21 protein-coding genes are annotated in these 25,678 nt (G+C 72.0%); 6 read left to right on the forward strand and 15 right to left on the reverse strand.

The genetic code is table 11. The features are described from left to right. The 3 genes from E1285_RS26725 to ahcY (E1285_RS26735) form a co-directional block, all read right to left on the reverse strand. On the reverse strand, positions 1–588 hold a 588-nt coding region (locus E1285_RS26725), incomplete at its 3' end, for a hypothetical protein (RefSeq protein ID WP_132156779.1). A 4-nt stretch (positions 589–592) separates the two neighbouring features. After that, positions 593–1,849 carry an adenosylhomocysteinase gene (ahcY, locus tag E1285_RS26730; protein ID WP_132156781.1) on the reverse strand — a complete coding sequence of 419 codons (1,257 nt, stop codon included), beginning with the start codon at positions 1,847–1,849 and terminating at the stop codon, positions 593–595. 84 nt (positions 1,850–1,933) lie between these two features. After that, positions 1,934–3,364 (reverse strand): adenosylhomocysteinase, encoded by a 1,431-nt coding sequence (gene ahcY / locus E1285_RS26735; RefSeq protein WP_132156783.1) that lies wholly within the window; start codon positions 3,362–3,364, stop codon positions 1,934–1,936. Between the two features lie 189 nt (positions 3,365–3,553). Here ahcY (E1285_RS26735) and E1285_RS26740 point away from each other — a divergent pair, with 189 nt between their 5' ends. Then, a complete protein-coding gene (locus tag E1285_RS26740) occupies positions 3,554–3,910 on the forward strand; it encodes a MerR family transcriptional regulator (RefSeq protein ID WP_132156785.1) in 357 nt (118 codons plus the stop codon). An 11-nt stretch (positions 3,911–3,921) separates the two neighbouring features. Here E1285_RS26740 and E1285_RS26745 read toward each other — a convergent pair whose 3' ends face one another. The 7 genes from E1285_RS26745 to E1285_RS26775 all read right to left on the reverse strand — a co-directional run bounded on the left by E1285_RS26745 (position 3,922) and on the right by E1285_RS26775 (position 11,326). Beyond that, positions 3,922–4,593 (reverse strand): response regulator transcription factor, encoded by a 672-nt coding sequence (locus E1285_RS26745; RefSeq protein ID WP_132156787.1) that lies wholly within the window; start codon positions 4,591–4,593, stop codon positions 3,922–3,924. A 27-nt stretch (positions 4,594–4,620) separates the two neighbouring features. Next, on the reverse strand, positions 4,621–6,309 hold the full coding sequence (locus tag E1285_RS26750; protein ID WP_132156789.1) for a histidine kinase: 1,689 nt from the start codon (positions 6,307–6,309) through the stop codon (positions 4,621–4,623). A gap of 406 nt (positions 6,310–6,715) precedes the next feature. Beyond that, positions 6,716–7,720, reverse strand: a complete 1,005-nt coding sequence (locus E1285_RS26755; RefSeq protein ID WP_132156791.1) for a cation diffusion facilitator family transporter — start codon at positions 7,718–7,720, stop codon at positions 6,716–6,718. Next, on the reverse strand, positions 7,717–8,868 hold the full coding sequence (locus tag E1285_RS26760; protein WP_132156793.1) for a bifunctional phosphoglucose/phosphomannose isomerase: 1,152 nt from the start codon (positions 8,866–8,868) through the stop codon (positions 7,717–7,719). The genes E1285_RS26755 and E1285_RS26760 overlap by 4 nt, the downstream gene beginning before the upstream one ends. Then, positions 8,865–9,047, reverse strand: a complete 183-nt coding sequence (locus E1285_RS26765) for a Trm112 family protein (protein WP_132156795.1) — start codon at positions 9,045–9,047, stop codon at positions 8,865–8,867. The genes E1285_RS26760 and E1285_RS26765 overlap by 4 nt, the downstream gene beginning before the upstream one ends. 157 nt (positions 9,048–9,204) lie before the next feature. Next, positions 9,205–10,560, reverse strand: coding sequence for a phosphomannomutase/phosphoglucomutase (locus tag E1285_RS26770; protein ID WP_132156797.1), 1,356 nt, complete (start codon positions 10,558–10,560; stop codon positions 9,205–9,207). A gap of 385 nt (positions 10,561–10,945) precedes the next feature. Next, entirely contained in the window at positions 10,946–11,326 is a 381-nt protein-coding gene (locus E1285_RS26775; RefSeq protein WP_132156799.1) for a DUF3499 domain-containing protein, read from the reverse strand. 296 nt (positions 11,327–11,622) lie between these two features. Here E1285_RS26775 and E1285_RS26780 point away from each other — a divergent pair, with 296 nt between their 5' ends. Beyond that, positions 11,623–12,039: a metallopeptidase family protein gene (locus E1285_RS26780; RefSeq protein WP_132156813.1), complete on the forward strand. Its 417-nt coding sequence runs from the start codon at positions 11,623–11,625 to the stop codon at positions 12,037–12,039. A gap of 12 nt (positions 12,040–12,051) precedes the next feature. On the opposite strand, the gene E1285_RS26785 is transcribed toward E1285_RS26780, so the two are convergent. The 4 genes from E1285_RS26785 to E1285_RS26800 all read right to left on the reverse strand — a co-directional run bounded on the left by E1285_RS26785 (position 12,052) and on the right by E1285_RS26800 (position 18,698). After that, positions 12,052–13,560: a DUF5719 family protein gene (locus E1285_RS26785; RefSeq protein ID WP_132156801.1), complete on the reverse strand. Its 1,509-nt coding sequence runs from the start codon at positions 13,558–13,560 to the stop codon at positions 12,052–12,054. Beyond that, on the reverse strand, positions 13,557–17,048 hold the full coding sequence (locus E1285_RS26790; protein ID WP_243723076.1) for a glycosyltransferase: 3,492 nt from the start codon (positions 17,046–17,048) through the stop codon (positions 13,557–13,559). Before E1285_RS26790 ends, E1285_RS26785 begins: the two co-directional genes overlap by 4 nt. 225 nt (positions 17,049–17,273) lie before the next feature. Further along, positions 17,274–17,537: a WhiB family transcriptional regulator gene (locus E1285_RS26795; protein WP_021594342.1), complete on the reverse strand. Its 264-nt coding sequence runs from the start codon at positions 17,535–17,537 to the stop codon at positions 17,274–17,276. Positions 17,538–17,762: 225 nt separating this feature from the next. After that, positions 17,763–18,698, reverse strand: a complete 936-nt coding sequence (locus tag E1285_RS26800) for a hypothetical protein (RefSeq protein ID WP_132156803.1) — start codon at positions 18,696–18,698, stop codon at positions 17,763–17,765. 125 nt (positions 18,699–18,823) lie between these two features. On the opposite strand from E1285_RS26800, the gene cofD reads away from it, so the two are divergent. From cofD to E1285_RS26820, 4 genes are all read left to right on the forward strand, one after another. Then, positions 18,824–19,777, forward strand: coding sequence for a 2-phospho-L-lactate transferase (gene cofD / locus E1285_RS26805; protein ID WP_132156805.1), 954 nt, complete (start codon positions 18,824–18,826; stop codon positions 19,775–19,777). Then, positions 19,777–21,168: a coenzyme F420-0:L-glutamate ligase gene (locus E1285_RS26810; RefSeq protein WP_243723077.1), complete on the forward strand. Its 1,392-nt coding sequence runs from the start codon at positions 19,777–19,779 to the stop codon at positions 21,166–21,168. The genes cofD and E1285_RS26810 overlap by 1 nt, the downstream gene beginning before the upstream one ends. A 121-nt stretch (positions 21,169–21,289) precedes the next feature. Then, complete coding sequence (locus E1285_RS26815; protein ID WP_132156807.1) at positions 21,290–23,851, forward strand: bifunctional FO biosynthesis protein CofGH; 2,562 nt, start codon at positions 21,290–21,292, stop codon at positions 23,849–23,851. Between the two features lie 22 nt (positions 23,852–23,873). Next, positions 23,874–24,923 carry a substrate-binding domain-containing protein gene (locus E1285_RS26820; protein ID WP_132156809.1) on the forward strand — a complete coding sequence of 350 codons (1,050 nt, stop codon included), beginning with the start codon at positions 23,874–23,876 and terminating at the stop codon, positions 24,921–24,923. On the opposite strand, the gene E1285_RS26825 is transcribed toward E1285_RS26820, so the two are convergent. Further along, on the reverse strand, positions 24,924–25,678 hold a 755-nt coding region (locus E1285_RS26825), incomplete at its 5' end, for a DNA-3-methyladenine glycosylase 2 family protein (protein ID WP_132156811.1).

The following is a 25,678-nucleotide window of genomic DNA, read 5'->3' on the forward strand; positions in this document are numbered from 1 at the left end:
GGTTCGGAGGTTGGGCGGGGATTCCAGGTCGGTGAGTTCCAAGCCGGGGGCGGCGAGGACGACGTCGCCTGCGAGGTGCACCGTTTCGATCTCGCCCGTGGACAGGTCCGTGATCTCGTACTGCGAGACCGGGAGCGGGTCGGTGTCGGTGTCGTAGGTCGACGTTCCGGCCCGATGCCATCGCCAGGTGGCCGTCAATGGCGAGAGGGACGGGCCGCTCAACCGGACGAGCCGCACGTCCGTCTCCGCGTTCTCCTCCAGGTCCAGGGAGTGCGCGATGGCGACGAGGAAACCCGGCGAGTCGGACAGGAAGCCGGACGCTCGTTCGGTGTGCTCGTTGCCCGTCTCGCCGGCCGCGCGTACCCAGGCGACCTCGGGGCCGGTGACGCCGCCCCGCAGCCACCAGGTGGGGGTGACGAGTTCGAGGCGGATCTGCCGCCAGCGGGCGTCCACGACGAGGTCCACTCGGACGCCGTCGGAGCGCTGGGACGTGTAGCGCCAGCCGCCGGGGCCGGGCGCGCACTGGAAGCGCTCCTCAAGCCCCTCGTCCGAGTCCTCGTCCAGGTGGAGGTACGCGCCGGCGGGCATCGGCTCAGGATCCTATGCGCCAGGAGTGCAGGTAGTCCTCCTGGTCCTTGGTCAGCAGGTCGATGGAGATGGACATCGACGCCAGTTTGAGGCGCGCCACCTCCGTGTCGATCTCCTTCGGGACGTCGTGGACGGCCGGGGACAGGGCCGAGTGTGCGGTGGCGAGCCACGCGCAGGTGAGGGCCTGGTCGGCGAACGACATGTCCATGACCGCGGCGGGGTGGCCTTCCGCGGCGGCCAGGTTGACCAGCCGGCCCTCGGCGAGCAGGACGAGGCGGCGGCCGTCGGCCAGGACGTACTCGTCGGCCTGCGGACGAACATCGCGGTGGACCTCGACCGCCAGCTCGGCCAGCGCGCGGACGTCGATCTCGACGTCGAAGTGGCCGGAGTTGGCGAGGATCGCGCCGTCCTTCATCACGGCGAGATGCTCGCCGTTGACCACGTCGCGGTTGCCGGTGACCGTGATGAAGACGTCGCCGTCGACGGCGGCCTCGGCCATGGGCTGGACGGAGAAGCCCTGCAGCGCCGCGTCCAGCGCCTTCACCGGGTCGATCTCGGTGACGACGACGCGGGCGCCGAGGCCGCGCGCACGTTCGGCCAGGCCGCGCCCGCAGTACCCGAAGCCCGCGACGACGATGGTCTTGCCGGCCAGGAGCGTGTTGGTCGCGCGGATGATGCCGTCCAGCGTCGACTGGCCGGTGCCGTAGCGGTTGTCGAACATGTGCTTGGTGGCGGTGTCGTTGACCGCGACCATCGGGAAGCGGAGCGCGCCCTCAAGCGCCATCTGGTGCAGGCGGATGACACCCGTCGTCGTCTGCTCGCACCCGGCCTTGACCGTGCCGAGCAGGTCGGTCCGGTCGATGTGCAACGTGTTGACCAGGTCGCAACCGTCGTCCAGGACGATGTCCGGCCCGGTCTCCAGCGCCTGGTGGATGTGGGCGTAGTACCCCTCACGATCGATGCCCGCGCGTGCGAACACCTCCGCCCCGTACTCCTGGACGAGGGCCGCCGCGGTGTCGTCCTGAGTGGACAGCGGGTTCGACGAAGCGAGCGCGACGCTCGCGCCGCCCGCCTGGAGGGTCCGGATGAGCCCGGCGGTCTCGGTCGTGATGTGCATGCATGCCGCGACCTTCAGCCCGTCCAGTGGACGCTCGTCGGCGAACCGCTCCCGGATCTGCCGCAGAACGGGCATGCTCCGGTCGGCCCACTCGATCCGCTTGACGCCCTCGTACGCCAGCGAAGCGTCCGCGATATCGCTCATCGACTCCCCTCAATGCCCCTGCCCTAAGGCACGGACCGCCGCACGGCCGGTGGGGGCCGTGCGGCGGTCCGAAGCCGCCTTCGCTCAGTAGCGGTAGTGGTCCGGCTTGTAGGGGCCTTCGACGTGGACGCCGATGTAGGACGCCTGCTCCTTGGTCAGCTCGGTGAGCTTGACGCCGAGGGCGTCCAGGTGGAGGCGGGCGACCTTCTCGTCCAGGTGCTTGGGCAGGACGTACACGTCGATCGGGTACTCGTCCGTCTTGGTGAACAGCTCGATCTGCGCGATGACCTGGTTCGTGAACGAGTTGGACATCACGAACGAGGGGTGGCCGGTGGCGCAGCCCAGGTTCATCAGGCGGCCCTCGGCGAGGACGAGGATGGAGCGGCCGTCGGAGAAGCGCCACTCGTGGACCTGCGGCTTGATCTCGATCTTCTCGATGCCGGAGATCCTGGCGAGGCCGGCCATGTCGATCTCGTTGTCGAAGTGCCCGATGTTGGACACGATCGCCTGGTGCTTCATCCGGCTCATGTGGTCGGCCGTGATGATGTTGAAGTTGCCGGTGGTGGTGACGAAGATGTCGGCGATGTCGACGACGTCCTCCAGGGTGGTGACCTGGTAGCCGTCCATCGCGGCCTGCAGCGCGCAGATCGGGTCGATCTCGGTGACGATCACGCGGGCGCCCTGGCCCTTGAGCGCGTCCGCGCAGCCCTTGCCGACGTCGCCGTAGCCGCACACGACCGCGACCTTGCCGCCGATCAGCACGTCGGTGGCGCGGTTCAGGCCGTCCAGCACGCTGTGCCGGCAGCCGTACTTGTTGTCGAACTTCGACTTGGTGACCGAGTCGTTGACGTTGATCGCCGGGAAGGCGAGCGTGCCGGCCTTCGCCATCTCGTAGAGGCGGTGGACGCCGGTCGTGGTCTCCTCGGTGACGCCCTTGATCTCGGCGGCGGTCGCGGTCCAGCGGCCGGGCTTCTCGGCGATGGTGCGGCGGAGGGTGTCGAGGACGACGCCCAGCTCCTCGGGGTCTTCGGCGGTGGCGGTCGGCACGGCGCCCGCCTTCTCGTACTCGGCGCCCTTGAGGACCAGCATGGTGGCGTCGCCGCCGTCGTCCAGGATCATGTTCGGGCCGCTGCCGTCCGGCCACTGGAGCGCCTGGTCGGTGCACCACCAGTACTCTTCGAGGGTCTCGCCCTTCCAGGCGAACACCGGCACACCCTGCAGGTCGGTGGCGGAGCCGTTCTTGCCCACGACGACCGCGGCGGCCGCGTGGTCCTGGGTGGAGAAGATGTTGCAGGACACCCAGCGGACGTCGGCGCCGAGGTCCACCAGCGTCTCGATCAGCACGGCCGTCTGGATCGTCATGTGCAGGGAGCCCATGATCTTGGCGCCGCGCAGCGGCTGGGCGGCGGCGTACTCCCGGCGCACCGCCATCAGGCCCGGCATCTCGTGCTCGGCGAGCCGGATCTCCCGGCGTCCGAAGTCGGCCAGCGAAAGGTCGGCGACCTTGTAGTCCATGCTTTCGGTGCTCCTGTGTGTGGTGTGTGGGTGACCGGTCCGCAGGGTGCGGGTCGGGGCGCGGTCTGCACGCGAGCGGTTGCCGTCCGTGTGGACGGTGGCGGCAACGCCCGTGAGTCTAAGCGTGGTGGTCGCCCGCTGGCACGACCGGACGCGACTTCCTGACGCTAATTTGTCAGAATTGCCATCATGCGCATCACTGAGGCCGCCCGGCGGCTCGGCACCTCGCCCCGCATGCTCCGCTACCGCGAGGCCCTCGGGCTGCTGCCCGCCACCCGGGAGGGGATCTCCGCCCGCGGGCGCGGCGGCGGCCACCGCCAGTTCGGCGACACCGAACTGCGGGCGGTCGCGCTCGCCCTCGCCCTGGAGAAGCGCTACGACATCGGCCCGGCCGAGCTGGCGTTCGGCCTCCGCGTCCTTGCCGAACCGCAGGTGCAGGCGCACGTCCGCGAACTGGGCGAACGCATCGGCCGCCTCTCCGCACCCCCCACCCGAGCCCTCGACTTCGAAAAGGAGAAGGCCATGCGCCTCCTCCGCCGCCGCTGACCGTGCAGGCTCTAGGCGTTGCTCTCGCCGGGGACGACCACGCCGGACTCGTAGGCGAGCATGACCGCCTGGGCCCGGTCGCGGAGGCCGAGCTTGGTGAAGACGCGGGCCACGTGGGTCTTGACGGTGTGCTCGCTGACCACGAGGCGTTCCGCGATCTCGCCGTTGGACAGGCCGCCCGCGATGAGGACGAGGACCTCCGACTCGCGGGCCGTCAGCGTCGACAGCTCCGAGGGCGCCTGCGGCCTGTTGCGCCGCTGCTTGGTGAACTCCCGGATGAGCCGTCCGGTGACCTGCGGCGCCAGGAGGGAGTCGCCGCGCGCCACCACCCGGACGGCGGAGACGAGCTCGTCCGCCGTCGCGTCCTTCAGCAGGAAGCCGCTCGCGCCGACGGCGAGCGCCTCGTAGACGTACTCGTCCACGTCGAACGTCGTCAGCACCAGGACCCGGACGCCCTCGGAGCCGGGCAGGGCGAGGATGCGGCGGGTCGCCTCGATGCCGTCCATGCCGGGCATCCGGATGTCCATGACGATGACGTCGGGACGGCGACGTTCGGCGATCCGGACGGCCTCGCGCCCGTCGCCGGCCTCGCCGATGACGGAGATGTCGTCCTGGGCGTCGAGCAGGGCGGCGAACCCGGCCCGCACGATCGTCTGGTCGTCGACGATCAGCACGTTGATCACCGCTGCCGCCTCCCGGGCCGGCGGGGATCAGCGGCCGCCGGGCGGCGCCTCGGAACCGTGTCCACCGGTGGTATTCCCCTCACTCGTCAGCGGAAGCTCGGCCTCCACCAGGAACCCGCCCTCGGTGGCCGGGCCGGCGGAGAACCGTCCGCCCAGCATCGTCGCACGTTCCCGCATCCCGACGAGGCCGTGTCCCCCAAGGGATTCCGGTCCCCCAGCGGATTCCATTCCGCGGGCGGACTCCGGCGCCTCCAGGCGGGTGCGTCCGGCGTCCGCGGGCGGTCGGCCCGCGGGGTCCAGTATCGCGGTACGGGCGCGGGGGTCGTCGCGGTTCAGGACGCGGGTCGGCGCGGAGGGGTCGTGCCCCGCGGGAGCCTGCCCAGCGGGAACCTGCCCAGTGGGGTCCGGCGCAGTGGGGTCCGGCGCAGCGCCCTGGGCGGCGGAGCCGTCGTCGCGGACGCGGACCGCCAGCCGGTCCGGCATGAACATCAGGTCGACGCGCACCCCGGCGCCCGGCGCGTGCCGCCGGGCGTTCGTCAGGGCCTCCTGGACGATCCGGTACGCCGACAGCTCGACCGTCGTGGACAGGCCGCGCGGGTCGCCGTGCACGGCGAGGTCGACGGCGCCGCCGGCGCCGCGGTGCTGCTCGATCAGGTCGGGCAGCCGGTCCAGGCGCGGCTGCGGCGAGTTGGCCGACTCGGGCTCCGGGGTGGCGTCGGCTCGCAGCACGCTGAGCAGGCGCCGCATCTCCACCAGCGCGTCCCGGGCGGTCTTGGCGATCTCGGTGTAGCCGGCGCGGGCCTCGGGCGACAGGTTCTCCATCGTGTACGGGGCGGTCTCCGCCTGCACCGCGATCATGGAGACGGAGTGCGCGACGACGTCGTGCAGCTCGCGGGCGATGCGGGCGCGTTCGCGCATCACCGCCTGCTCCCGCTGGACGGCGGTGAGCCGGGTGAGGGTCTCGTTGGTGCGTTCGGCGGCCTCCGCCTCGGTCCGCCCGGCCGACTCCACGACGGTCCGGGCGTCCCCAAGGCCGATCGCGGCGAGGACCGCGACGAACGCGGCCGGCCAGGGGACGTCGTCCAGCGTTCCCGCGGCCAGGTAGACGACCGCGAGGGTGGCGACGCTGCCGGCGGCGAGGACGCCGGTGGACTGGCGGGGCAGCTGCCGTCCCAGCGCGTACAGCGTGTAGAGAGCCGCGAAACCCGTGGTGATCAGCAGGTCGACGCCGGTGAGCAGGTTCGCCGCGACCGCGCCGAGCAGCACCGCCGCGACCGGGCGCAGGTTCTCGCGGCGCCAGACGAGCGGGAGCGTCGCCGCGACCGCGAACCCGCCCGCGAGGCTGATCGGCGATTCGGCGCGCGGCGCCAGCTCGGCCAGCGCGGCGACGGTGAGCGCGAGGCCGGTCAGCGGGGCGAAGTACCAGGAGCCCGCGATCTCCCGCCAGGTGTTGATCCAGCGCGGCAGCGGCGCCGTCGCGTCCGCCTGGGCGCCGGGCATGCCGGGGGACGGGTGGCGTCCACCGCCGCCGTTCAGCCGCGCGGCGAGCCGGGCGGCCACCGGGCGCAGCAGGGTGCCGATGCCGGTGAGGATCCACAGCAGCAGCTGCCCCACGCCCGCTACGATCCGGCCGGACAGCCGCCACGCGTGGTGCGCGACCGCTGGGCCGAACCCCGCGGGATCGGGTCCGGTCCGGGCCTTGTCGTCGGAGGTCACCCTTCAATACTGACCTCTGCGGCGCGCTACCGCCTCACCGCGGGGATGTATGCGGGCGGCGCGAATCCACCTGGAGTACCAGCCGCGTTCCCTCCCTGAGGGGGACGTGCCGGAGACCAGCGCGAACGTAGTGTCTTAACCGTGACCGCAACGGTGGCCCCGCCAACGTAGGGGGTTTGGCGGGGCCACCGCGGTCACACCAGAACCGCCCGGCTTCAGGGGTCCGGGCGGGGACATATGGGAAGCACCTCGCCGGACGGCCGTGCTACGAGCCTCCTCGGAGGCACTCGCCGCTCTCGCCTGGGCTGGGGTCGATCGGCACAGCGGCGGCCGTCCGGCGAGGGGTCCCATGTTCCTCCGAGACCCCTCCCCGGGCAACCGGCCCCGTGCGGGGGCCCGTGCGTGGTCAGGACGACGCGGGGGGCTCCGAGCCCGTCTTCTCCAGGTTCGTCTCCGGACTCTCCGCCGGCTCCGGGACGCCAGTGCCCGCGGGCTCGACCGAGGGCTCGCTCAGCGCCGGCTCCAGATAGATCAGCTTCGCCTCCGGGCAGAACTCCCGGATCTTGGCCTCCGCCGCGTCGATGCCCCGCGCCACGTCCGCGGCCGTGTCGTCGTGACTGACGGCGATCTTGGCGGCGACCAGCAGCTCCTCCGGGCCCATGTACTGGGTACGCATGTGGACGAGGCGTTCGACCTGCTCCACCGACTCCACCGCCTCGGTGATCCCCCGCTCGATCTCGGGGTCGGCGCCCTCGCCGATCAGCAGGCTCTTGGTCTCGACCGCCAGGATCACCGCGATCACGGCGAGCAGCACGCCGATCCCGACGGTGCCGACGCCGTCCCATACGCCGTTGCCGGTGACCACGGCCATCGTGACGCCGAACATCGCGAAGAACAGGCCCACGAGGGCGCCCAGGTCCTCCAGCAGCACCACCGGCAGCTCGGGTGCCTTGGCGCGGCGGATGAACGTCCACCAGGACTGGTCGCCGCGGACCCGGTTCGACTCCACGATCGCGGTCCGGAACGAGATGATCTCCATGATGATCGCGGCGGTCAGCACGCCGAACGCCCACTCCGGAGCCTTGATCGCCTCCGGGTGGGAGATCTTGTGGTAGCCCTCGTACAGCGAGAACATCGCGCCGATGGTGAACAGGACGACCGCGACGACGAACGCGTAGAAGTAGCGCTCGCGCCCGTAGCCGAACTGGTGCTGCTGCGTCCGGCCGCGCTTGGCGCGCTTGCCGCCCAGCAGCAGCAGCGCCTGGTTCCCGGCGTCCGCCACCGAGTGGACCGACTCGGCGATCATCGACGACGAACCGGTGAACACGAACGCGACGAACTTCGATACCGCGATTCCGGTGTTGGCGAGCAGCGCGGCGATGATCGCCTTCGTTCCGCCCTCAGCACTCATATCTGGGAAATCCTCGCCTTGAGTTCTTGGATGACCGGCACCGGAGTGGGGTCCACGCCCAGCGCGATAGCCAAGTAAACCGTGATGTAGTCCGCCACCGCGATCAGTGTCGCGATTCTTTCCAGCGGATGTTCTCCCTCGGCTCGGATTTCGGTGACCGTCACGCCGCGGTCGCGGGCCATCTCGGCGGACGCCTCGCACCGCTTGCGCACCTGCGGATGCTCCTCCACGTCCCGCATGACGACGAGGTGCAGCCCGTGCTCAGGCCCGGGATCGTCCACGCGGTCGCGAAAGAAGTCGTCGGCGTCGAACGGGCCGCTCTGCCGTGCGAAGAAGCCGTCGAACGCCATCACCTGGTTGTGGTCGGCCTCCGGCACCTCACCGAAGACGCCCGGGTATTTGGCGTTCTCGTTGAGCTGGCAGCACAGCCGGTAGGCGGCCGTCCCGGCCAGCGCCGACGACCCCCACACCATCGGCACGTCGCCCGCGAGGTCGAGCGCGATCCGCTTGGCGGGGTTGACGAACGGCTCGCTGGACGGACGGCACCGGTGCGCGACGTCCTCCAGACGCTCGGCCGTGGACTCCAGCACCGCGTCGGGAACGTTCGCCAGGCCCATGGTGCGCGCGGCGAGGACCAGCGGGATCGTGAGGCCCCACAGCGTCGAGCGCGGCTGCCCCGCCGAGCGGACCGGGACGAACACCCCGCGGCTCCGGTCGGACATGGCCGCGAGCGACGAGCCGGTCCCGCCGACGAACAGCAGCCTGCATCCACGGCGGGCCGCCTCCGCGGCGACCTCCAGGGTCTCCTCCGTCTCCCCGGAGCAGGACACCGCGATGACGAGATCGGCGGCGCCCACCCAGCCGGGCAGCCGGTAGCCGCGCACCGTCGTCACCGGGATCGCGCAGCCCACCCCGCACACGGCGGCGAGGACGTCACCCGACAGGCCCGAACCGCCCATTCCGGCGACCACGATCGCGCGGGGCCTGCCGTCCTCGGCGAGCCCGGCGATCCCCGCCTCGGCCGCCGCCCGCTGCGCCTCCCGGACCTGCGCCGCCGACGACGCGACCTGCCGCAGCATCCCCCCGGGATCGGCCGCCTCCGCCGCGGCCGCGCCCTCCAGCCGCGAAGGGTCCAGCCCTTCTGTCACGGAGCGGGGGTCCTGGCCTCGTCGACGAGCAGGACGGGGATGTCGTCACGGACGGGATAGGCGTAATTGCAGGAGCCTGTGCACACCAGCTCCGCGGCCTCTTCGTCGGCACGCAGCCCGCCACCGCAGTTGGGGCAGGCGAGAATCTCCATCAGCCAGGAGTCGAGCTTCATCGTCATCGCAGCGTCACCTCTTCCCTCAGCGGTCACTTTCCTCGACCCGGTCGCTTTCCGACGACCCGGTCACTTTCCTTGACCCGGTCGCTTTCCGACGACCCGGTCACCTTTCCTGGCCCGGTCGCTTCTCCCCGGTCCGGTCATTTCTCCCCCGACCCGGTCACTTGCCCCGCACGAGCGCCAGGACCTCGTCGCGGATCGCCACCATGGTCGCGTCGTCGGCCGCCTCGGCGTTGAGGCGCAGCAGCGGCTCGGTGTTGGACGGCCGCAGGTTGAACCACCAGCCGCCGGCCTCGTCGCTCACGGTCAGCCCGTCCAGCTCGTCGATCGTGACACCGGGCCGTCCGGCGAAGGTGTCCCGGACCTTCCCGGCGGCGGCCGCCTGGTCGGCGACCTCGCTGTTGATCTCGCCGGACGCGACGTAGCGGGTGTACTCGCCGAGCAGCTCCGACAACGTCCCGTCCTGCTGCCCGAGCGCCGCGAGGACGTGCAGGGCCGCCAGCATGCCGGAGTCGGCGAACCAGAAGTCGCGGAAGTAGAAGTGCGCCGAGTGCTCGCCGCCGAACACCGCGCCCGTCTCCGCCATCGTCTGCTTGATGAACGAGTGCCCGACGCGCGTCCGGACGGGCGTCCCGCCGTGCTCGGAGACGATCTCCGGGACGGCCTGCGAAGTGATCAGGTTGTGCACGATCGAGGAGCCCGGGTGCTTGGCCAGCTCCCGCGTCGCGACCAGCGCCGTGATCGCGGACGGGGCGACGATCTCGCCGCGCTCGTCCACCACGAAGCAGCGGTCGGCGTCGCCGTCGAAGGCCAGCCCGATGTCGGCGCCCGTCTCGCGGACCTTGGCCTGAAGGTCGCGCAGGTTCTCCGGCTCGATCGGGTTGGCCTCGTGGTTGGGGAAGGTGCCGTCCAGCTCGAAGTACAGCGGCACCAGATCGATCGGCAGGCCTTCGAACACCGGTGGGACGGTGTGCCCGCCCATGCCGTTGCCCGCGTCCACGACGACCTTGAGCGGGCGGATGGACGACAGGTCGACGAGCGTCTTCAGGTGGTCGGCGTAGCCCTTGAGGACGTCGCGGCGCGAGACCGTGCCGGGCTCGCCGTCATAGGCGGGGACGCCGTTCTCGATCATTTCGCGGATCTCGGAGAGGCCGGAGTCGCTGCCGACCGGCCGGGCGCCGGAGCGGCACAGCTTCATCCCGTTGTACTTGGCGGGATTGTGGCTCGCGGTGAACATCGCGCCGGGCAGGTCGAGGTTTCCGCTGGCGTAGTACAGCAGGTCGGTGGAGCCGAGCCCCGCCTCGATCACGTCCGCGCCCTGGGACGTCGCGCCCCGCGCGAACGCCTCCGAAAGCGGGACCGACGACGCCCGCATGTCGTGGGCCGTGACGACCGCGCTCGCCCCCGTCACCCGGACGAACGCCGCGCCGGTGGCCTCGGCGGTCGCGGCGTCGAACTCGTCCGGCACGACGCCGCGGATGTCGTACGCCTTGAAGATCTTGGCGAGGTCGCCCACTCCTGCTCCCTGTCCAGAAGAACCCGGCCGGAGGAACCCCGGTCCGGGTGAACGCTGCCCGGAAAGAACCTGCCCGTAAAGAACCGTGCTCAGAAAGAACCCTGCTCGGAAAGCACGCTGCTCCGGAAGAGCACCGCCTGCAGAATGCCGCCTGCAGACGCCGGCCTGCAGAACGCCGCCCCGGAAGAGCGACAGGGACACGAGCCTACCGGGATGGGCGGGCGGCGACCGGACGGGACGTCACCACACCCGGGAGGGATTTCCCCTCAAGCAGGTTCCCCGTGGCAGGAGGTGGCGTGCCTGGAGGTGGCGTGCCTGGAGGTGGTGCGGCGGAAGGTGGTGCGGCGGAAGGTGGTGCGGCGGAAGGTGGCGTGACGGGAGGTGGTCACTCCTGGCCGTGCTGCGTCGCGGCGGGCTCCGAGCGGAGGACCCGCAGGTGGCCGCGGCGGCCGACCTCGGTGCCCTGCCCGACCGGCTCCTGGCCGGATCCGGCGGCGGGCTTGGCGGCCTCGCGGACGGCGTCGGCGAGGGCCTCCAGGTCGTCCGCGCTGGGCTCGGACTCCTCCTCGACCGGCAGCCGCACCAGCTCCCACCCCATCGGGGCGGTCAGCCGCTCGGAATGCTCCGCGCACAGGTCGTAGCAGTGCGGCTCGGCGTACGTGGCAAGGGGCCCCAGTACCGCGGTCGAGTCACGGTAGACATACGTGAGCGTGAACACTGCCGGCGCCTTGCAGGCGGTGCGGGAGCAGGTACGGACGGGGCTCACGATGGCTGACCGTACCTCCCTCCCACCGGCTCCGCCACCACCCGGGCGCACGTGTCGCCGTTACCGGGCGATTTCCGGGGCAACAACTACATTCCGTATGGTCCCCGACCCTCACCGTGCGGCACCTGGACACCGCCCGATGCCCGTGGCAGGCGATGCCCCTGGCACTGGAAGACACGGCACTGGAAGGCACGGGCACCGGAAGGCACGGGCACCGGAAGGCACGGGCACCGGAAGGCAGAGGCACCGGAAGGCACAGGGGCGGCAGGAGTAGTCTGGGTGGCGTGCGATCCCGTGTGGCAGGCGTACGACGTCGCGATCGGCACGGTCGTGGCGTTCGTGGTCCTCTGACGCCCCCGCAGGCGCCGGTCTCACGCACCCGGGCGGAACGGTTCGACGACCTCGTGGACGACGAGGTGCGCCGGCTGGGTCTGCGCTGGGGCCGGGAGCTGGCGAAGGTCCAGTTCACGGTCGAGGAGGTACCGAGCGTCGAGCCGGGATTCGACGGTCCCGTCCCACTCGGCGCCACCGTGCTCGGGGACGGCGGTCTGCCGGTGCGGATCGTCGTCTTTCGCCGGCCCATCGAGGCCCGAGCCACCGGTGAGGCGGAGGTCGCTCGCCTCGTCCGCGACCTTCTCGTCGAAGAGGTCGCCGATCTGCTCGGCCTCTCCCCCGAGTCCGTCGACCCCAGCTACGACTCCCCCGACGACTGACCGGCGAGGTGCCTACTCGCCGGGGATCAGGGCGGTCTGGGAACCGGCCGTGCCGGGCAGGTGGACGGTCGTGGGCGCGGGGATGATCGGCAGGACGGTGAAGAGGTACTCGTCGCCCTTGCCCGTGGAGAGGGTCCGTGAGGCGTGGACGGGGGCCGAGCCCGGCTCCGGGATGATCACGGCGCCGTAGGTCTCGTCGTCCTCGGCGCCCTTGGCGGGGGCGGTCAGCTCGTGCTGCACGGTGCGGCCGGCGGGAATCTTGATCTCCTGCGAGGCGCCCCTGCCGCCGGCGTTCATGGTCGTGACCCGGACGGCCGCCGCGCCGGCGGGGGCGCTCAGGACGAGGGTGGAGTCGAACCGGTTGTCGGCCACGATGCCGGGGCCGGACCCGGCGAGCGGCGGGGTGGCGGTGCCGTAGGCGACGTCGGCGCCCCGCTCGGCCGCGAACCCCGCGAGGACCGGGCGGTCGGACACGAGCCGGACGGCGGAACTCTTGCCGAGCAGGGCACGGTCGAGGGGCACGGACGTGACGGTCCTGGCGGGCGCGTCCAGGACGTCCTGGCCCAGCGGGGCGTACGCGCCGTCGGCCGTGATGACCTGCACCCTGATCCGCGCGTCGGCCTCGCCGGGGACGGCGACCACCAGCCGGCGCTGACCCGATCCGCCCGGCACGCCGGGAACCAGTAGCGACGAGGCGGGGGCGTGCGACCGCGGCAGCCACTCCAGGCCCTTCTTCTCGCCGATCCGGACGCGCAGGGACGCCGCGACGCGGCCGCTGGAGGTGCTGACGCGCAGGGCGAGGTCGGCGGCGCTGGTCACGACGCTGCCGAGGCCCTCGGCCGACTCGCCGATCTTCACGACCTTGGTCGTGTAGGGGTCGACGCGGGTGGCGCGGCCGTCGACGGTGTCGAGGGGGCCTTCGCCGGACATGGCGGTGAGGTCCACGAACGCGGGCTGCGAGTCGACGTTGGTCAGGTGAAGGTCGAGTTCGTCGGCGGAGGCCGGTCCGGGGCCCATGAACCACAAGTCGGTGGCGGGGGTGGCGCAGCGGGCGCCGGCGAGGCCGCGGTCGTCGCCGCCGTCCCAGTGGGTGGTCTGCTCGGCCTCCAGCCCCGCGGCCATCACTCCGGTGGCGCGGAGGGTGTAGGAGTCGTCGCCGGACTTGGTGTCCTTGCCCCAGCTCTGGCCGGGCGACGACATGGCCCCGAGCGCGGAGCCGCCCTTGGTGGGCGTCATGGCGACGCTCCCGCCGGCCTTCCGGTCGGGGAGGGACTGGACGGCCAGCCGTCCGCCCTCGTGGCCGGGGCAGACCATCACCGCGGTGGCGACCGGCGCCTCCCGGCCCTTGTCCGAGGCTTCTCCTGGACGGGAGAACGCCGCGGCCCCGTACAACGCGGCGACGGCGACGAGCACGAGTGCGGCGGACGCGTAGCGCAGGCTGAGGAGACGCAGAACCTTGTCCAGGTCCACGTTCGGGCTCAGCTTCAGATTCAGCTTCAGGTTCAGGTCCGGCTTCTTCACGAGACCTCCTCCGGACTGCGCTCCTCCGGGCCGCGTTCTCCCGTGCTGCGCTCCTCCGGGCCGCGCTCCTCCGGGCCGCGTTCTCCCGTGCTGCGCTCCTCCGGGCCGCGCTCCTCCGAGGTGCGCTCCTCCAGGGTGCGCGCCTCCGGGGTGCGTTCTCCCTGGCTACGCTCCTCCGAGGTGCGTTCTCCCGGGCTGTGCTCGCCCTGGCTGTGCTCGCCCTGGCTGCGCTCCTCCGGGCTGTGATCCTCCGGGCTGTGCTCCCCCGGTTCGGGTCCTTGCGCGAGTGCGGGGGGCGCGGTCGCGTGCCGTGCGCGGGAGTGGGTTCCTCGGCGGCGGCTCCGCTTCCCGCGGCGTCGTTCGCGTTCCCCTGCGAACACCTGGGCGTCCTTGGCGCCGGGCAGTGCCAGGGCGACAACCAGCGGGACGGCGACGCCCTGGACGGCCAACCACGTGTGTCGCATCGCCATGGATCTGGTCAGCTGGAACTCTCCTCCGGCGGAGGGGATGTCATAGCCCTGCGCCCAGCCGTCCACGGTCCGCTCTTTGACCTCCCGTCCGTTCAGGGTGGCTTGCCACCCACCGTCGGCGGGTTCGGCCAGGAGGAGTGTGCGCGTGCCGGTTCCCGGCGGGATCTGCATGCGGGCGTCGATGCGTCCTGCGTGCAGTGGCGTGACCTTGGAGTCCTGCAGAAGCATCATGCGGGCGGACGGCGAGTGGAGCTGCCACACGGCGAACGTCTCCGTCCGGCTGAGGCGGGTCAGTTCGGGCGCCGCGTCGAGAACGTCGGTGATGGGGTCCGCCTCGGGATGCGGCACCAGGAGGTACTGGACGCCCATCCGGGTCAGTGCAGGCCCGGCGTCGTCCTCGCGGCCCGCCGCCAGACCGGCCACGATGTCGTCCAGGCGGTCGTGGGCTTGGCCGCCGTCCACGACCTCCGATTCACCGATCCTCGGACGCGCGTCCCGGAGGATCGTGTAGGAGACGCGTCCGGTCGGTTCTCCGTTCAGGACGAGGGTCCTCGCCCCACCGGGTGCGTGCACGAACGCGGGGACCGTGTCCGGGTCGACCTTGGCGAGCGGGCCGTCCGCGCCACCGGCGACCCAGAATCCGGCGGCCAGCACGGGGGCGGTGAGCGCTGCGAGCACCACGACCGCTCCGCCGCTCCGGTAGATCGGGTGATCGCCCGCGAGGGCCTCGGTCGCGCGCTGGACGGCGCTGGTCGCGGCGAGCAGCACCCCGGCGGCCGCGAAGATCAGCGCGACCCCGGGCCAGACGGGCGCCTCGTCCGCGCCCTTGGTCACGGTGGCGGCGCTGGTCAGGATCGCGACGAGCAGCGCGAAGATGGCCAGCAGCCAGCCCGCGAGCACGGAGTTGCGGCCGTTGCGCACCGGCAGCGCGCACACCGCGACGGCGAGGAGCCCCGCCAGTGCCCACCACGCGGGCGTGCCGGGCCCGCCCGGGTTGAGGGCGAGCAGGTCGCCCGCCGCGGCGGGTTCGAAGCGCCGGTGCAGGCCCGCCTCCGTCAGGAACCGGGACGGGTTCAGCAGGAGGCCGGCCGTCCACGGGAGCAGCAGCAGCGGCGGGACGCCCAGCGCGATGGCGAGGTTGCGGCGCCCGCGCGGTCCCGGCCGGTCGAACAGCGCCCACACCATCGCGGCGGCGACCACGCCGATCAGCCAGGTGAGCGGGACGAACGCCATCGCGACGGCCAGTAACAGCGCGACCGTCCACGCGGACCGTCCGGCCCGCTTGCGCCGCGTCCGGGCGTCCAGCGCGGCCGCGCCCGTGCCGGGTGAGCCGGAACGGGGGAGACCGTAGACGCGGGCGGCGTGCACGGCGATCAGCGGCAGCAGCACGTGCACGACGGCGGTACCGAGCCGTCCGCCCGCGATGGCGCCGGTCGCGGCGGGCAGCAGCGCGTACACGGCGGCGAACCACGCCCGGACGGCGGACACGGGGACCCGGCGGCCGTTCGCGCGTGCGCGCCGCCCGGTCCGCGGCTTCTCCGCGACCAGCAGCCGGGACGCGTGGTAGGCGGTGAGGCCGGCGAGCGGCACGCTGCCCAGCAGGAGGATCGACACCGCCAGCCACGGCTTGCCGAACAGGACGGTGGACAGCACGGCGAGGACCCCGATGTACGGCGGGCTCCCGGCGTCGCTGCCGAGCCCGACCGGATGCCAGCCGGACAGGTACTGCGCCCACAGGTCGCTAGCACCGCCCCAGGCGGGAACGAGAGCGCCCCCGCCGAGCCGTCCGGCGGCGGTGAGCAGGGACCGCTCGGCGGCGGCCGCGACGGCGGCCAGCAGCAGGACGACCATGACGCCGGGGCGGGCGAGGAAGCGGCGGATCGGGCCCGGCTCGGCGGAGTCGCTCTCCCCGTCCGGGTCCTCTCGCTCGCGTTCGCGTTCGTGGGCGGCGAGATACTCCGAGACCGCCTCGACCGTCCGGCGCAGCACGACCCAGCGGGGTTGGAAGCGCCGGATGCTGCGGTGCGCGCGGGTCCGGCCGTCCGCGCGGGCCGCCCGCGCCCGCCTCAGCCGCCCGGGGTCGCGCAGCACGTCGCCGAGCGCGCGGACCTCCTCGCGTGCCGCCACCGGCCGCTTGGTGAGCGCCAGGCAGAGGGCATGGACGAGGGACGCCCAGACGTTGCGGGCCAGCGCCCGCAGCATCGCCGGGAAGGGCTGGTTGGCGAGCAGCGTGAGGACGGCGTTGCGGCGGTCGCGGCGTGCCGGGTGCTCGCCGGTCATGCCGATCTCGCGGCGGCCCCGCCGGGACGCCTCCGCGTGGTAGACGACGGCGTCGCTCGCCGTCACGACCCGGTGCCCGGCCGCGTGGACCCGCCAGCAGAAGTCCAGGTCCTCGCGGAAGAGGCCGTACTCGACGTCGAAGCCGCCGAGCCGCTCCCACACGTCCCGGCGGACCAGCATGCCGGCGCTGCCGACGGCCAGCACGTCCCGGACGCCGTCGTGCTGGCCCTGGTCGAACTCGCGCCGGTCCAGGCCGGTCTCGCGGCGTCCGGCGGCGTCGACGGTGGTGCCCACCTCACGCAGAACGCGCCGGTCGTCCCAGTCGCGGACCTTGGGGCCGAGCACCGCCATGTTGGGGTCGGTGTCAGCGGTCCGCAGCAGCTGGGCGAGCGCGTCGTGGGCGGGCGCGCAGTCGTCGTGCAGCAGCCAGATCCATTCGGTGCGCGCGTTCCCTGGATCGTCGTCGGGGACGGGGGCGGACGCCGCGTCCTGGCGGAGGGCCTCCGCGACGGCCTCCCCGTAGCCGGTGGTGCGCGGCAGCGTGAGGATCGCGGCCTCGCCGACGACCTCGGCGAGGACGCCGGGGCCGCGGTCGAGGCTTCCGGTGTCCACGGTCACGAGGCGCTGCACCGGCCGGGCCTGTGTCAGCAGCGCCTTCAGCGTCTCCGGGAGCCAGCGTGCGCCATCGTGGGCGACGAGGACGGCCGTGACGTTATGGCGATCGAGAGTGGGGGCCAAGGATCGCTCGATCTGTGAGACGACAACTCTGTGAGACGACGGTCTGTGGAACGACGGTCTGTGAAACGACATCAGCCGTGCCGACCCGAGGGTCGGCACGGCTGATAACTGTACGCGTGGCCGCGCGGCGCACGCCTTGGATCCCCGAGATCCGGGTGCGCGACCGGTCCGGCCGGGCCTCCCCCGTCGAAGACCCCGTGCCACGACTGGCGCGGCCGGACGGCGCTAGACGGCCTGGCGCTTCAGCTTGCGGCGTTCCCGCTCGGAGAGCCCGCCCCAGATGCCGAAACGTTCATCGTGCTGCAGCGCGTACTCCAGGCACTCCGTACGCACCTCGCACGCCCGGCACACCTTCTTGGCCTCCCGAGTGGAGCCGCCCTTCTCCGGAAAAAACGCCTCCGGGTCCGTCTGCGCGCACAGTGCGCGCTCCTGCCAGCCCAACTCTTCACCGTCTGTGCCGTGCGCCAGCGGGATGACCACCTCGCTCACAGCGCACCTCCCTGCCCGTGGAACCCCCTGGTCAATGCCTTCCCTCCGGTTCCTTCCCCCGGGAAGGCATTGAAACTACACCGACGAAATTACACGCGTGTAGTGCCCGCCCCGTCAAGCCGGATGGCTTTCCAGGGCGACTTAGCGGGGTTTGCCGGGATGGGCGGGCTGACCTTCGGATGAAGATCAGTTAATCCGCCGGTCACCGTCGGCGCGGGTACCTCACTACGGAGGCGGGGGACGGTTGTCCCGGTACCAGTCGCCGCCCTCGTCCGGACGGTGTTCACCACCTGGCGCGGGCTGCGTCCCCTGGGGGTCCTGGCCGGAGCCGCCGTACGCGCGGGTCCACTCGCCCATCTCGTCCTGCTCGGACGGGGGCGGTGCCTGCTGCTCGTAGCCCTGCCGGCCCGCCTGGTAGCCGCCCTGCCCGCCGTACTGCTGGTAGTCCTGCTGGCCGTACTGCTGCTGGGGCTGCTGCCCGTACTGCTGCTGCTCGTAACCCGGCTGCTGCTCGTAACCCGGCTGCGCGGCCTGCTGGCCCTCGGCGCCCGGCTGCTGGCCGTACTGCTGGTACTGCTGGTACTGCTGCTGGCCGTAGCCCTGCTGCCCGCCGTACTCCTGCTGCTGCCCGTACTGCTGCTGGCCGGGCTGCTGGCCTTGCTGGTACCCGTAGTCGGGGTAGCCCTGCTGCATCTGCGGCGGCTGCCCGTGCTGCGGACGCGCCGGCTGCATGCTCTGGAACACCGTGAAGACGTACCAGGCGCCGACACCCACCACGGCGATCTTCCCGGCCCCGAGCAGGAACACCGACAGCTTCGTGAGCGCGCCCGCCGCCTCGGAGTCGACGAGCATCCCGGCGAGCCAGCAGATGATGCCGAACAGGGCGATGCCGCCGAGGACGCCGAGCGCCCCCATGGTGATCGTCCGGGCCTGCGGGGTGGGGCGGTCGCCCCAGGCGACCAGCAGGACGGCGAGCACGAGGATCCCGACGATGCCGATCTGGAGGAACATCCCGTCGCGGGTCTCGATCATGGCACGTCCGGTGAACGTGCCACTCTCGCCCAGCAGCGAGATTATGCCCGCGAGCAACTGCACGCCGGCCGAGGCGAGCAGTACCCAGGCGGCCGGTTCGCGCAGGCGCTGGACGGCTTCCTTGTTCACGGTGAAATCTCCAGACCGAGGCTTCCGATTACACCCCAAAGCTTGGCACAGATTCGCATGGTGTGTTCATCTGCAGTGCCCTTGGCGTCGGGCCTTGTACGCCGTGCTGTAGATACGCTTGCGGCATGAAGATCGTGGTGTTGGCGGGTGGGGTCGGCGGGGCTCGTTTTCTGCGGGGGCTCCGGTCGGCGGCCCCCGAAGCGGAGATCACCGTCATCGGCAACACCGGAGACGACATCTCCTTGTTCGGGCTGCGGGTGTGTCCCGATCTGGACACGGTGATGTACACGCTCGGCGGCGGCATCAACGAGGACCAGGGGTGGGGCCGGACCGACGAGACGTTCACCGTCAAGGACGAACTCGCCGCCTACGGTGTCGGGCCGGGCTGGTTCGGGCTGGGCGACCGCGACTTCGCGACCCACATCGTCCGGACGCAGATGCTGGCGGCCGGCTACAAGCTGTCGGCGGTGACCGAGGCCCTGTGCGACCGGTGGAAGCCGGGTGTCCGGCTCCTCCCGATGACCGACGACCAGGTCGAGACGCACGTGGTCATCGAGGACGAGCAGGGGCGGCGCGCGATCCACTTCCAGGAGTGGTGGGTGCGGCTGCGGGCGTCCGTTCCGGCGCTGTCGATCGCGGCGATCGGCGCCGAGGAGTCCAAGCCCGCACCGGGCGTGCTCGCGGCGGTCGAGGCGGCCGACGTGGTGCTGTTCCCGCCGTCCAACCCGGTGGTGAGCGTCGGGACGATCCTGGCGGTCCCCGGAATCCGGGACGCGATCGCGAGCAGGACGGTCGTCGGCGTCTCCCCGATCATCGGCGGGGCGCCCGTGCACGGCATGGCGGACGCGTGCCTGACCGCGATCGGCAGGGAGACCTCGGCGCGGGCGGTCGCGGAGCTGTACGGGCTCGGGCTGCTGGACGGCTGGCTCGTCGACGAGGCGGACGCGGACGTCCGGGTGGAGGGCATCGACGTACGTTCGCGGCCGCTGCTGATGAGCGACGAGCAGGCCACCGCCGCCATCGCCCGCGCGGCCCTCGACCTCGCGCTGGAGCTGAAGCAGGCGGAGGAGGCCCAGTGATGGAGGACCCGGTGGTGGAGGGCCCAGTGATGGAGGACCCGGTGGTGGAGGGCCCAGTGAGCGAAGGCCCGGTGAGCGAGGGCCCGGTGGTGGAGGACAGGGCGAGCCGCCTGGAGATTTTCGGGGTCGCGGGGTTGCCGGAGGTCGCCGAGGGCGACGACATCGCGGCGCTGATCCCGGCGGGGGCGGTGCAGGACGGCGATGTGCTCGTCGTCACGTCCAAGATCATCAGCAAGGCGGAGGGGCGGGTCCTGGTCGCCGGCGACCGGGAGAAGGCGATCGACGCGGAGACCGTGCGGGTGGTGGCGCGGCGGACGCACGCCCGCGGCGAGACCCGGATCGTGGAGACGCGGCAGGGGCTCGTCCTGGCGGCGGCCGGGGTGGACGCGTCCAACACGAAGCCCGGCACGGTGCTGCTGCTGCCGGAGGACCCGGACGCCTCGGCCCGGCGGATCCGCGCGGGCCTGCGCGAACGCACCGGGGTGGACGTCGCCGTCATCGTGTCCGACACGTTCGGGCGGCCGTGGCGCAACGGGCTGACGGACGCGGCGATCGGCGTCGCGGGCCTGGAGCCGATCAGCGACCTGCGCGGCCGGAGCGACACCTACGGCAACCCGCTCGAAGCGACGATCACCGCGGTCGCCGACGAGATCGCGTCCGCCGGGGAGCTGGTCAAGGGCAAGCTGGACGGGGTGCCCGTCGCGGTCGTGCGCGGCCTGTCCGGCCTGGTCACGCCGGACGACGGGCCGGGCGCGCGGGTGCTGGTCCGCCCGCCGGACGAGGACATGTTCCGGTACGGGCCGTCCGAGGTGCTGCAGGCGCGGCGCACGATCCGCGAGTTCACCGCCGACCCGGTCGACCCGGCGGCGGTGCGCCGCGCGGTCGCCGCCGCGATCACCGCGCCGGCGCCGCACCACACCACGCCGTGGCGGTTCGTGCTGGTGGAGTCGGCGGAGTCCCGGACGCGGCTGCTGGACGCGATGCGCGACGCCTGGGAGGCCGACCTGCGCCGCGACGGCTTCTCGGAGGAGTCGGTCACCAAGCGGCTGCGGCGCGGCGATGTGCTGCGGCGGGCGCCGTACCTGGTCGTCCCGTGCCTGGTCATGGACGGCTCGCACGACTATCCGGACGAGCGCCGGTCCCGTGCCGAGCGCGAGATGTTCGTCGTGGCCGCCGGCGCGGGCGTGGAGAACCTGCTGGTCGCGCTGGCCGTGGAGGGTCTCGGGTCGTGCTGGGTGTCGAGCACGATGTTCTGCCGCGACGTCGTCCGCGAGACGCTGGGCCTGCCCGGTGACTGGGACCCGATGGGCGCCGTCGGCGTCGGGCACCCGGCCGCGCCGCCGCGCGAGCGTCCGCCGCGCGGCGCGGAGGCGTTCATCGAGGTCCGGTGAAGCGGGAATAGAGCGCAGGTGGCGGGAATAGATCGCGGGCGGGCGGGGCTAGCACACAAACGGGTCATTTCGGGGACCCCCGGCGCGGCACAGATTATGACGATTGGCATAGAGTGCGCGCATGGACGCCACGAGCTCCGCGCTTCGCCGGGCACTGGCCCGCGCGCGTGACGGCAAGACACTCGATCCATCCGAGGCCACCACACTGCTGCAGGCCCGCGGGGCGCAGCTCGACGATCTGCTCGCCTACGCCGCCCGCACCCGGGACGCCGGCCTGGACGCCGCGGGCCGTCCGGGCGTCATCACCTACAGCCGCAAGGTCTTCATCCCGCTGACGCGGCTGTGCCGGGACCGCTGCGGGTACTGCACGTTCGCGACCGTCCCGCACAAGCTGGACGCGCCCTACCTGAGCCCCGACGAGGTCCTGGAGATCGCGCGGCAGGGCGCGGAGATGGGCTGCAAGGAGGCCCTGTTCACGCTCGGGGACCGTCCCGAGGACAGGTGGAAACAGGCCCGCGAATGGCTGGACGCGCACGGCTACGACGACACGCTCTCCTACGTCCGGGCGATGGCGATCCGGGTGCTGGAGGAGACCGGGCTCCTGCCGCACCTGAACCCAGGCGTCCTGACCTGGCGCGACTTCCAGCGGCTCAAGCCGGTCGCGCCATCCATGGGCATGATGCTGGAGACCACCGCGACGCGGCTGTTCAGCGAGCGCGGCGGCCCGCACTTCGGGTCGCCGGACAAGGACCCCGCCGTCCGGCTGCGGGTCCTTGAGGACGCCGGGCGGACGAACGTGCCGTTCACGACCGGCATCCTGATCGGTATCGGCGAGACGATCGAGGAGCGCGCGGACGCGATCTTCGAGATCCGGCGGACGATGCGCGAGTACGGGGCGATCCAGGAGGTCATCGTCCAGAACTTCCGCGCGAAGCCCGACACCAAGATGCGCGACACCCCCGACGCCGAGCTGGACGAGCTGGCCGCGACGATCGCGGTGACGCGGCTCGTCCTCGGCCCGAAGGCCCGCGTCCAGGCGCCGCCGAACCTGGTCGCCGACCAGTACGCGTTGATGCTGCGCGCCGGCATCGACGACTGGGGCGGCGTGTCGCCGCTGACGCCGGACCACGTGAACCCGGAGCGGCCGTGGCCGCAGATCGACGAGCTGTCGCAGCTGACGGCGGCCGCGGGTTTCGAGCTGCGCGAACGGCTGACGATCTACCCCGAGTACGTGCGGCGCGGCGAGCCGTGGCTGGACCCGCGGGTCATGGGCCACGTGGCGGCGCTGGCCGACCCGGCGACCGGCCTGGCGCGGGAGGACGCCGTCCTTGAGGGACGCCCCTGGCAGGAGCCCGACGGCGGGTTCGAGGCGTCCGGGCGGACCGACCTGCACACCGAGATCGACACGACCGGCCGCACCAGCGACCGGCGGGACGACTTCGACGAGGTGTACGGCGACTGGGACGCGCTCCGCGACCGCATGGCCGCCCCCCAGCGCTTCGACGCCGACGTCAAGACCGCTCTCGCGCGCGCGGAACAGAACCCCGCGGGCCTGTCGGACGATGAAGCCCTGGCCCTCCTGCACGCCGAAGGCCCGGAACTGGACGCGCTCGCCAAGCTCGCCGACGACCTGCGCCGCGACGTGTCCGGCGACGACGTCACCTACGTCGTCACCCGGAACATCAACTTCACGAACGTCTGCTACACCGGCTGCCGGTTCTGCGCGTTCGCGCAGCGCCGCACGGACGCCGACGCCTACACGCTCTCCCTCCAGCAGGTCGGGGACCGGGTGGACGAGGCGTGGGCTGCGGGCGCCACCGAAGTCTGCATGCAGGGCGGCATCCACCCCGACATGCCCGGCACCGCCTACTTCGACCTCGCCCGGGAGGTGAAGCGCCGCGCGCCCGGCATCCACCTGCACTCCTACAGCCCGATGGAGGTCGTGAACGGCGCGTCCCGCACGGACATGTCGATCCGGGAATGGCTGCAGGGCGCGAAGGAGGCCGGTGTCGACTCGCTGCCGGGCACCGCCGCCGAGATCCTGGACGACGACGTCCGCTGGGTGCTGACCAAGGGCAAGCTGCCCACAGACCAGTGGGTCGAGGTCGTCACCAACGCGCACGAGATCGGGCTGCCGACGACGTCGACGATGATGTACGGGCACGTGGACACACCCTCGCATTGGGTCGCACACATCAAACTGCTCCGCTCCATCCAGGAACGGACAGGCGGGTTCAGCGAATTCGTTCTGCTGCCCTTCGTGCACCACAACTCGCCCATCTATCTCGCCGGGCTGGCACGTCCGGGACCGACCGTCCGGGAGAACATCGCCGTCCACGCTTTGGCGCGGATCCTGCTGCACGGCGCGATCCACAACATCCAGACGTCCTGGGTGAAACTGGGAGACGAACTCTGCACGCGCGTCTTGCAAGGCGGCGTGAACGACCTCGGCGGCACGCTCATGGAAGAGACCATCAGCCGCATGGCCGGGTCGGAGAACGGCTCCTTCAAGCCGATCAGCGAACTGGAAGAGATAGCGGCTCGCGCGGGCCGTCCCGCCAAGCAGCGCACCACCCTCTACGGCGAAGTCCCCGCAGAACGCCTCGAGGCGTCGCGCCGCACCGACGGCATAGGCCACTTCGGCAACGGAGGAAAACTCAATCTGCCGCTGGTCGGGACGTGACATTCGGCTGTATTACTGACGGGTGAACCTGTGGAGGCGGCCGGCCGCCTGGGCCGCGGCGGCATTGCTCCTGACCGGCGTGGGCAGCGGAGCATGGGCGCTTGGCCTCCTCCCAGGGACCACCTCGTGCGGCGGCTCCACGCTCCGGATCACCATCGCGGCCCAACCGGAGATCGCGCCCGCGCTGAGCGACGTGGCTGACCGCTTCAACGTGGAGGAGCACCGAGTCGGTGGACGCTGCGTCGACGCGCACGTCACCGCGATCTCACCCACCGGCTTCATGGGGGACGCCGCCCTGCGAGCCAAGGCCGACGCGTGGGTGCCGGAATCGTCGCTGTGGCTGGAACTCGCCCGTGATGCTGGTGACACGTCCGTCCCGCCGGCGGGGTCCCCCGTGGCGACGACGCCGGTGGTGCTCGCCACCACCCACCCGGTGGAGGCCGAGTTCCGCGACGCCGACCTCACCATCGGCTGGGAACTGCTGCGGAAGGACGAGGCGGGCGGCTTCGGCCTGGCCCGCGCCGTGCCCGACCCCCGCACCGGCATGAGCGGGACGATCGCCATGATCGCCATCGACCAGGTCACCGAAGGCCAAACGGACGACGCCGACGACGCGGACGACGTGGCCGAGGCGCTCCGCGACAACGCGCCGGGGAGACCGGACGCCACCTCCGGTGCGTCGACGGCGGTCCTAGCCGACCTCACCGGCGCCGAGCGATCCGCACGCCCCCTGGCGGTCACCACCGAGCAAGCAGTCGTCGCCTACAACGACACCCACCGTCCCAACCCCATCGTCGGCTTCATGCCGGACGAAGGCACGCTGACGCTGGACCACCCCTACGTCGTCACCACGAAGAACCAGAACCGGCAGGACGCAGCGGATGCGTTCAAAGCCGCGCTAGGGACGGGATCCGCCCGCGACACCCTCCAGCGGGCCGGTTTCCGCGCCCCAGACGGGACCTTGACCCCCGCCTACGCCGACGAGCACGACCTCCCGGAAACGGCACCGCCGTCCCTGCGCGTCCCGACGCGCAAGGAGATCGACAAGGCGCTCAAGTCCTGGGAGGCGTGATCAGAAAGACCGGTAGTCCCGGACGGGCAGCCGGGGGCCGCGCCTCGGCGGGCGCCTCCCGGACGATTCCAGCAGCCGGGTGACCCGGTACCGGTGACCGGCGTAGGGCTCAAGCAGCTCCAACATCCCGGCGTCATCGACCTTGCGCCCCACCAGCGCCCACCCCACCAGACCGGGCAGGTTGTAGTCCCCGACGGACACTGCGTCGGGGTCACCGACAGCCCGCTGCCGGATCTCGGCGGCCGTCCAGATGCCGATACCGGGCAGCGACCGCAGCCGGGCCTCCCCCGCGTCCTCCTCCAGCCGCCCCGCGACCCGCGCCGCCCCGATGATCGTCCGAGCCCGCACGGCCTCAAGCCCGGCCCGATGCCACTCCCACGACGGAATCCGCGCCCAAACCCCGGGCGGCGGCGGCACCCGCATATGCGGCGCCCCCGGCGCGGGCTCCCCGAACTTCCGCAGCAGATACCTCCAGGCCCGAAAAGCCTCGATCCCCAGGACCTTCTGCTCCATAACCGCAGGCACCAGCGCCTCGAACACCCGCCGCGACTTCCCGATCCGCAGCCCCGCCCGCCGGACCACCTGCTCCCGGACGACGTCATGCCGCGCCTCGAAATCCTCGGGCACATCGTCCGACCCCAGCAGCTCGGGCACCCCGTCCAGCAGCCACTCGGCCCCAGGACCCCACGCAGTGGCCTCGACGACGTCCCCGACCAGCCGGAGCCGCAACGTCCCGGGCCCGTCCGGCGTGTACG

It is taken from the genome of Actinomadura sp. 7K507 (assembly GCF_004348425.1).
GTDB lineage: Bacteria > Actinomycetota > Actinomycetes > Streptosporangiales > Streptosporangiaceae > Spirillospora.

Coding starts and splice junctions, on each gene's coding strand:
- ahcY (WP_132156781.1), bottom strand. CDS start 1,849: ATGAGCGATATCGCGGACGCTTCGCTGGCGTACGAGGGCGTCAAGCGG.
- ahcY (WP_132156783.1), bottom strand. CDS start 3,364: ATGGACTACAAGGTCGCCGACCTTTCGCTGGCCGACTTCGGACGCCGG.
- E1285_RS26740 (WP_132156785.1), top strand. CDS start 3,554: ATGCGCATCACTGAGGCCGCCCGGCGGCTCGGCACCTCGCCCCGCATG.
- E1285_RS26755 (WP_132156791.1), bottom strand. CDS start 7,720: ATGAGTGCTGAGGGCGGAACGAAGGCGATCATCGCCGCGCTGCTCGCC.
- E1285_RS26765 (WP_132156795.1), bottom strand. CDS start 9,047: ATGACGATGAAGCTCGACTCCTGGCTGATGGAGATTCTCGCCTGCCCC.
- cofD (WP_132156805.1), top strand. CDS start 18,824: ATGAAGATCGTGGTGTTGGCGGGTGGGGTCGGCGGGGCTCGTTTTCTG.
- E1285_RS26810 (WP_243723077.1), top strand. CDS start 19,777: ATGGAGGACCCGGTGGTGGAGGGCCCAGTGATGGAGGACCCGGTGGTG.
- E1285_RS26815 (WP_132156807.1), top strand. CDS start 21,290: ATGGACGCCACGAGCTCCGCGCTTCGCCGGGCACTGGCCCGCGCGCGT.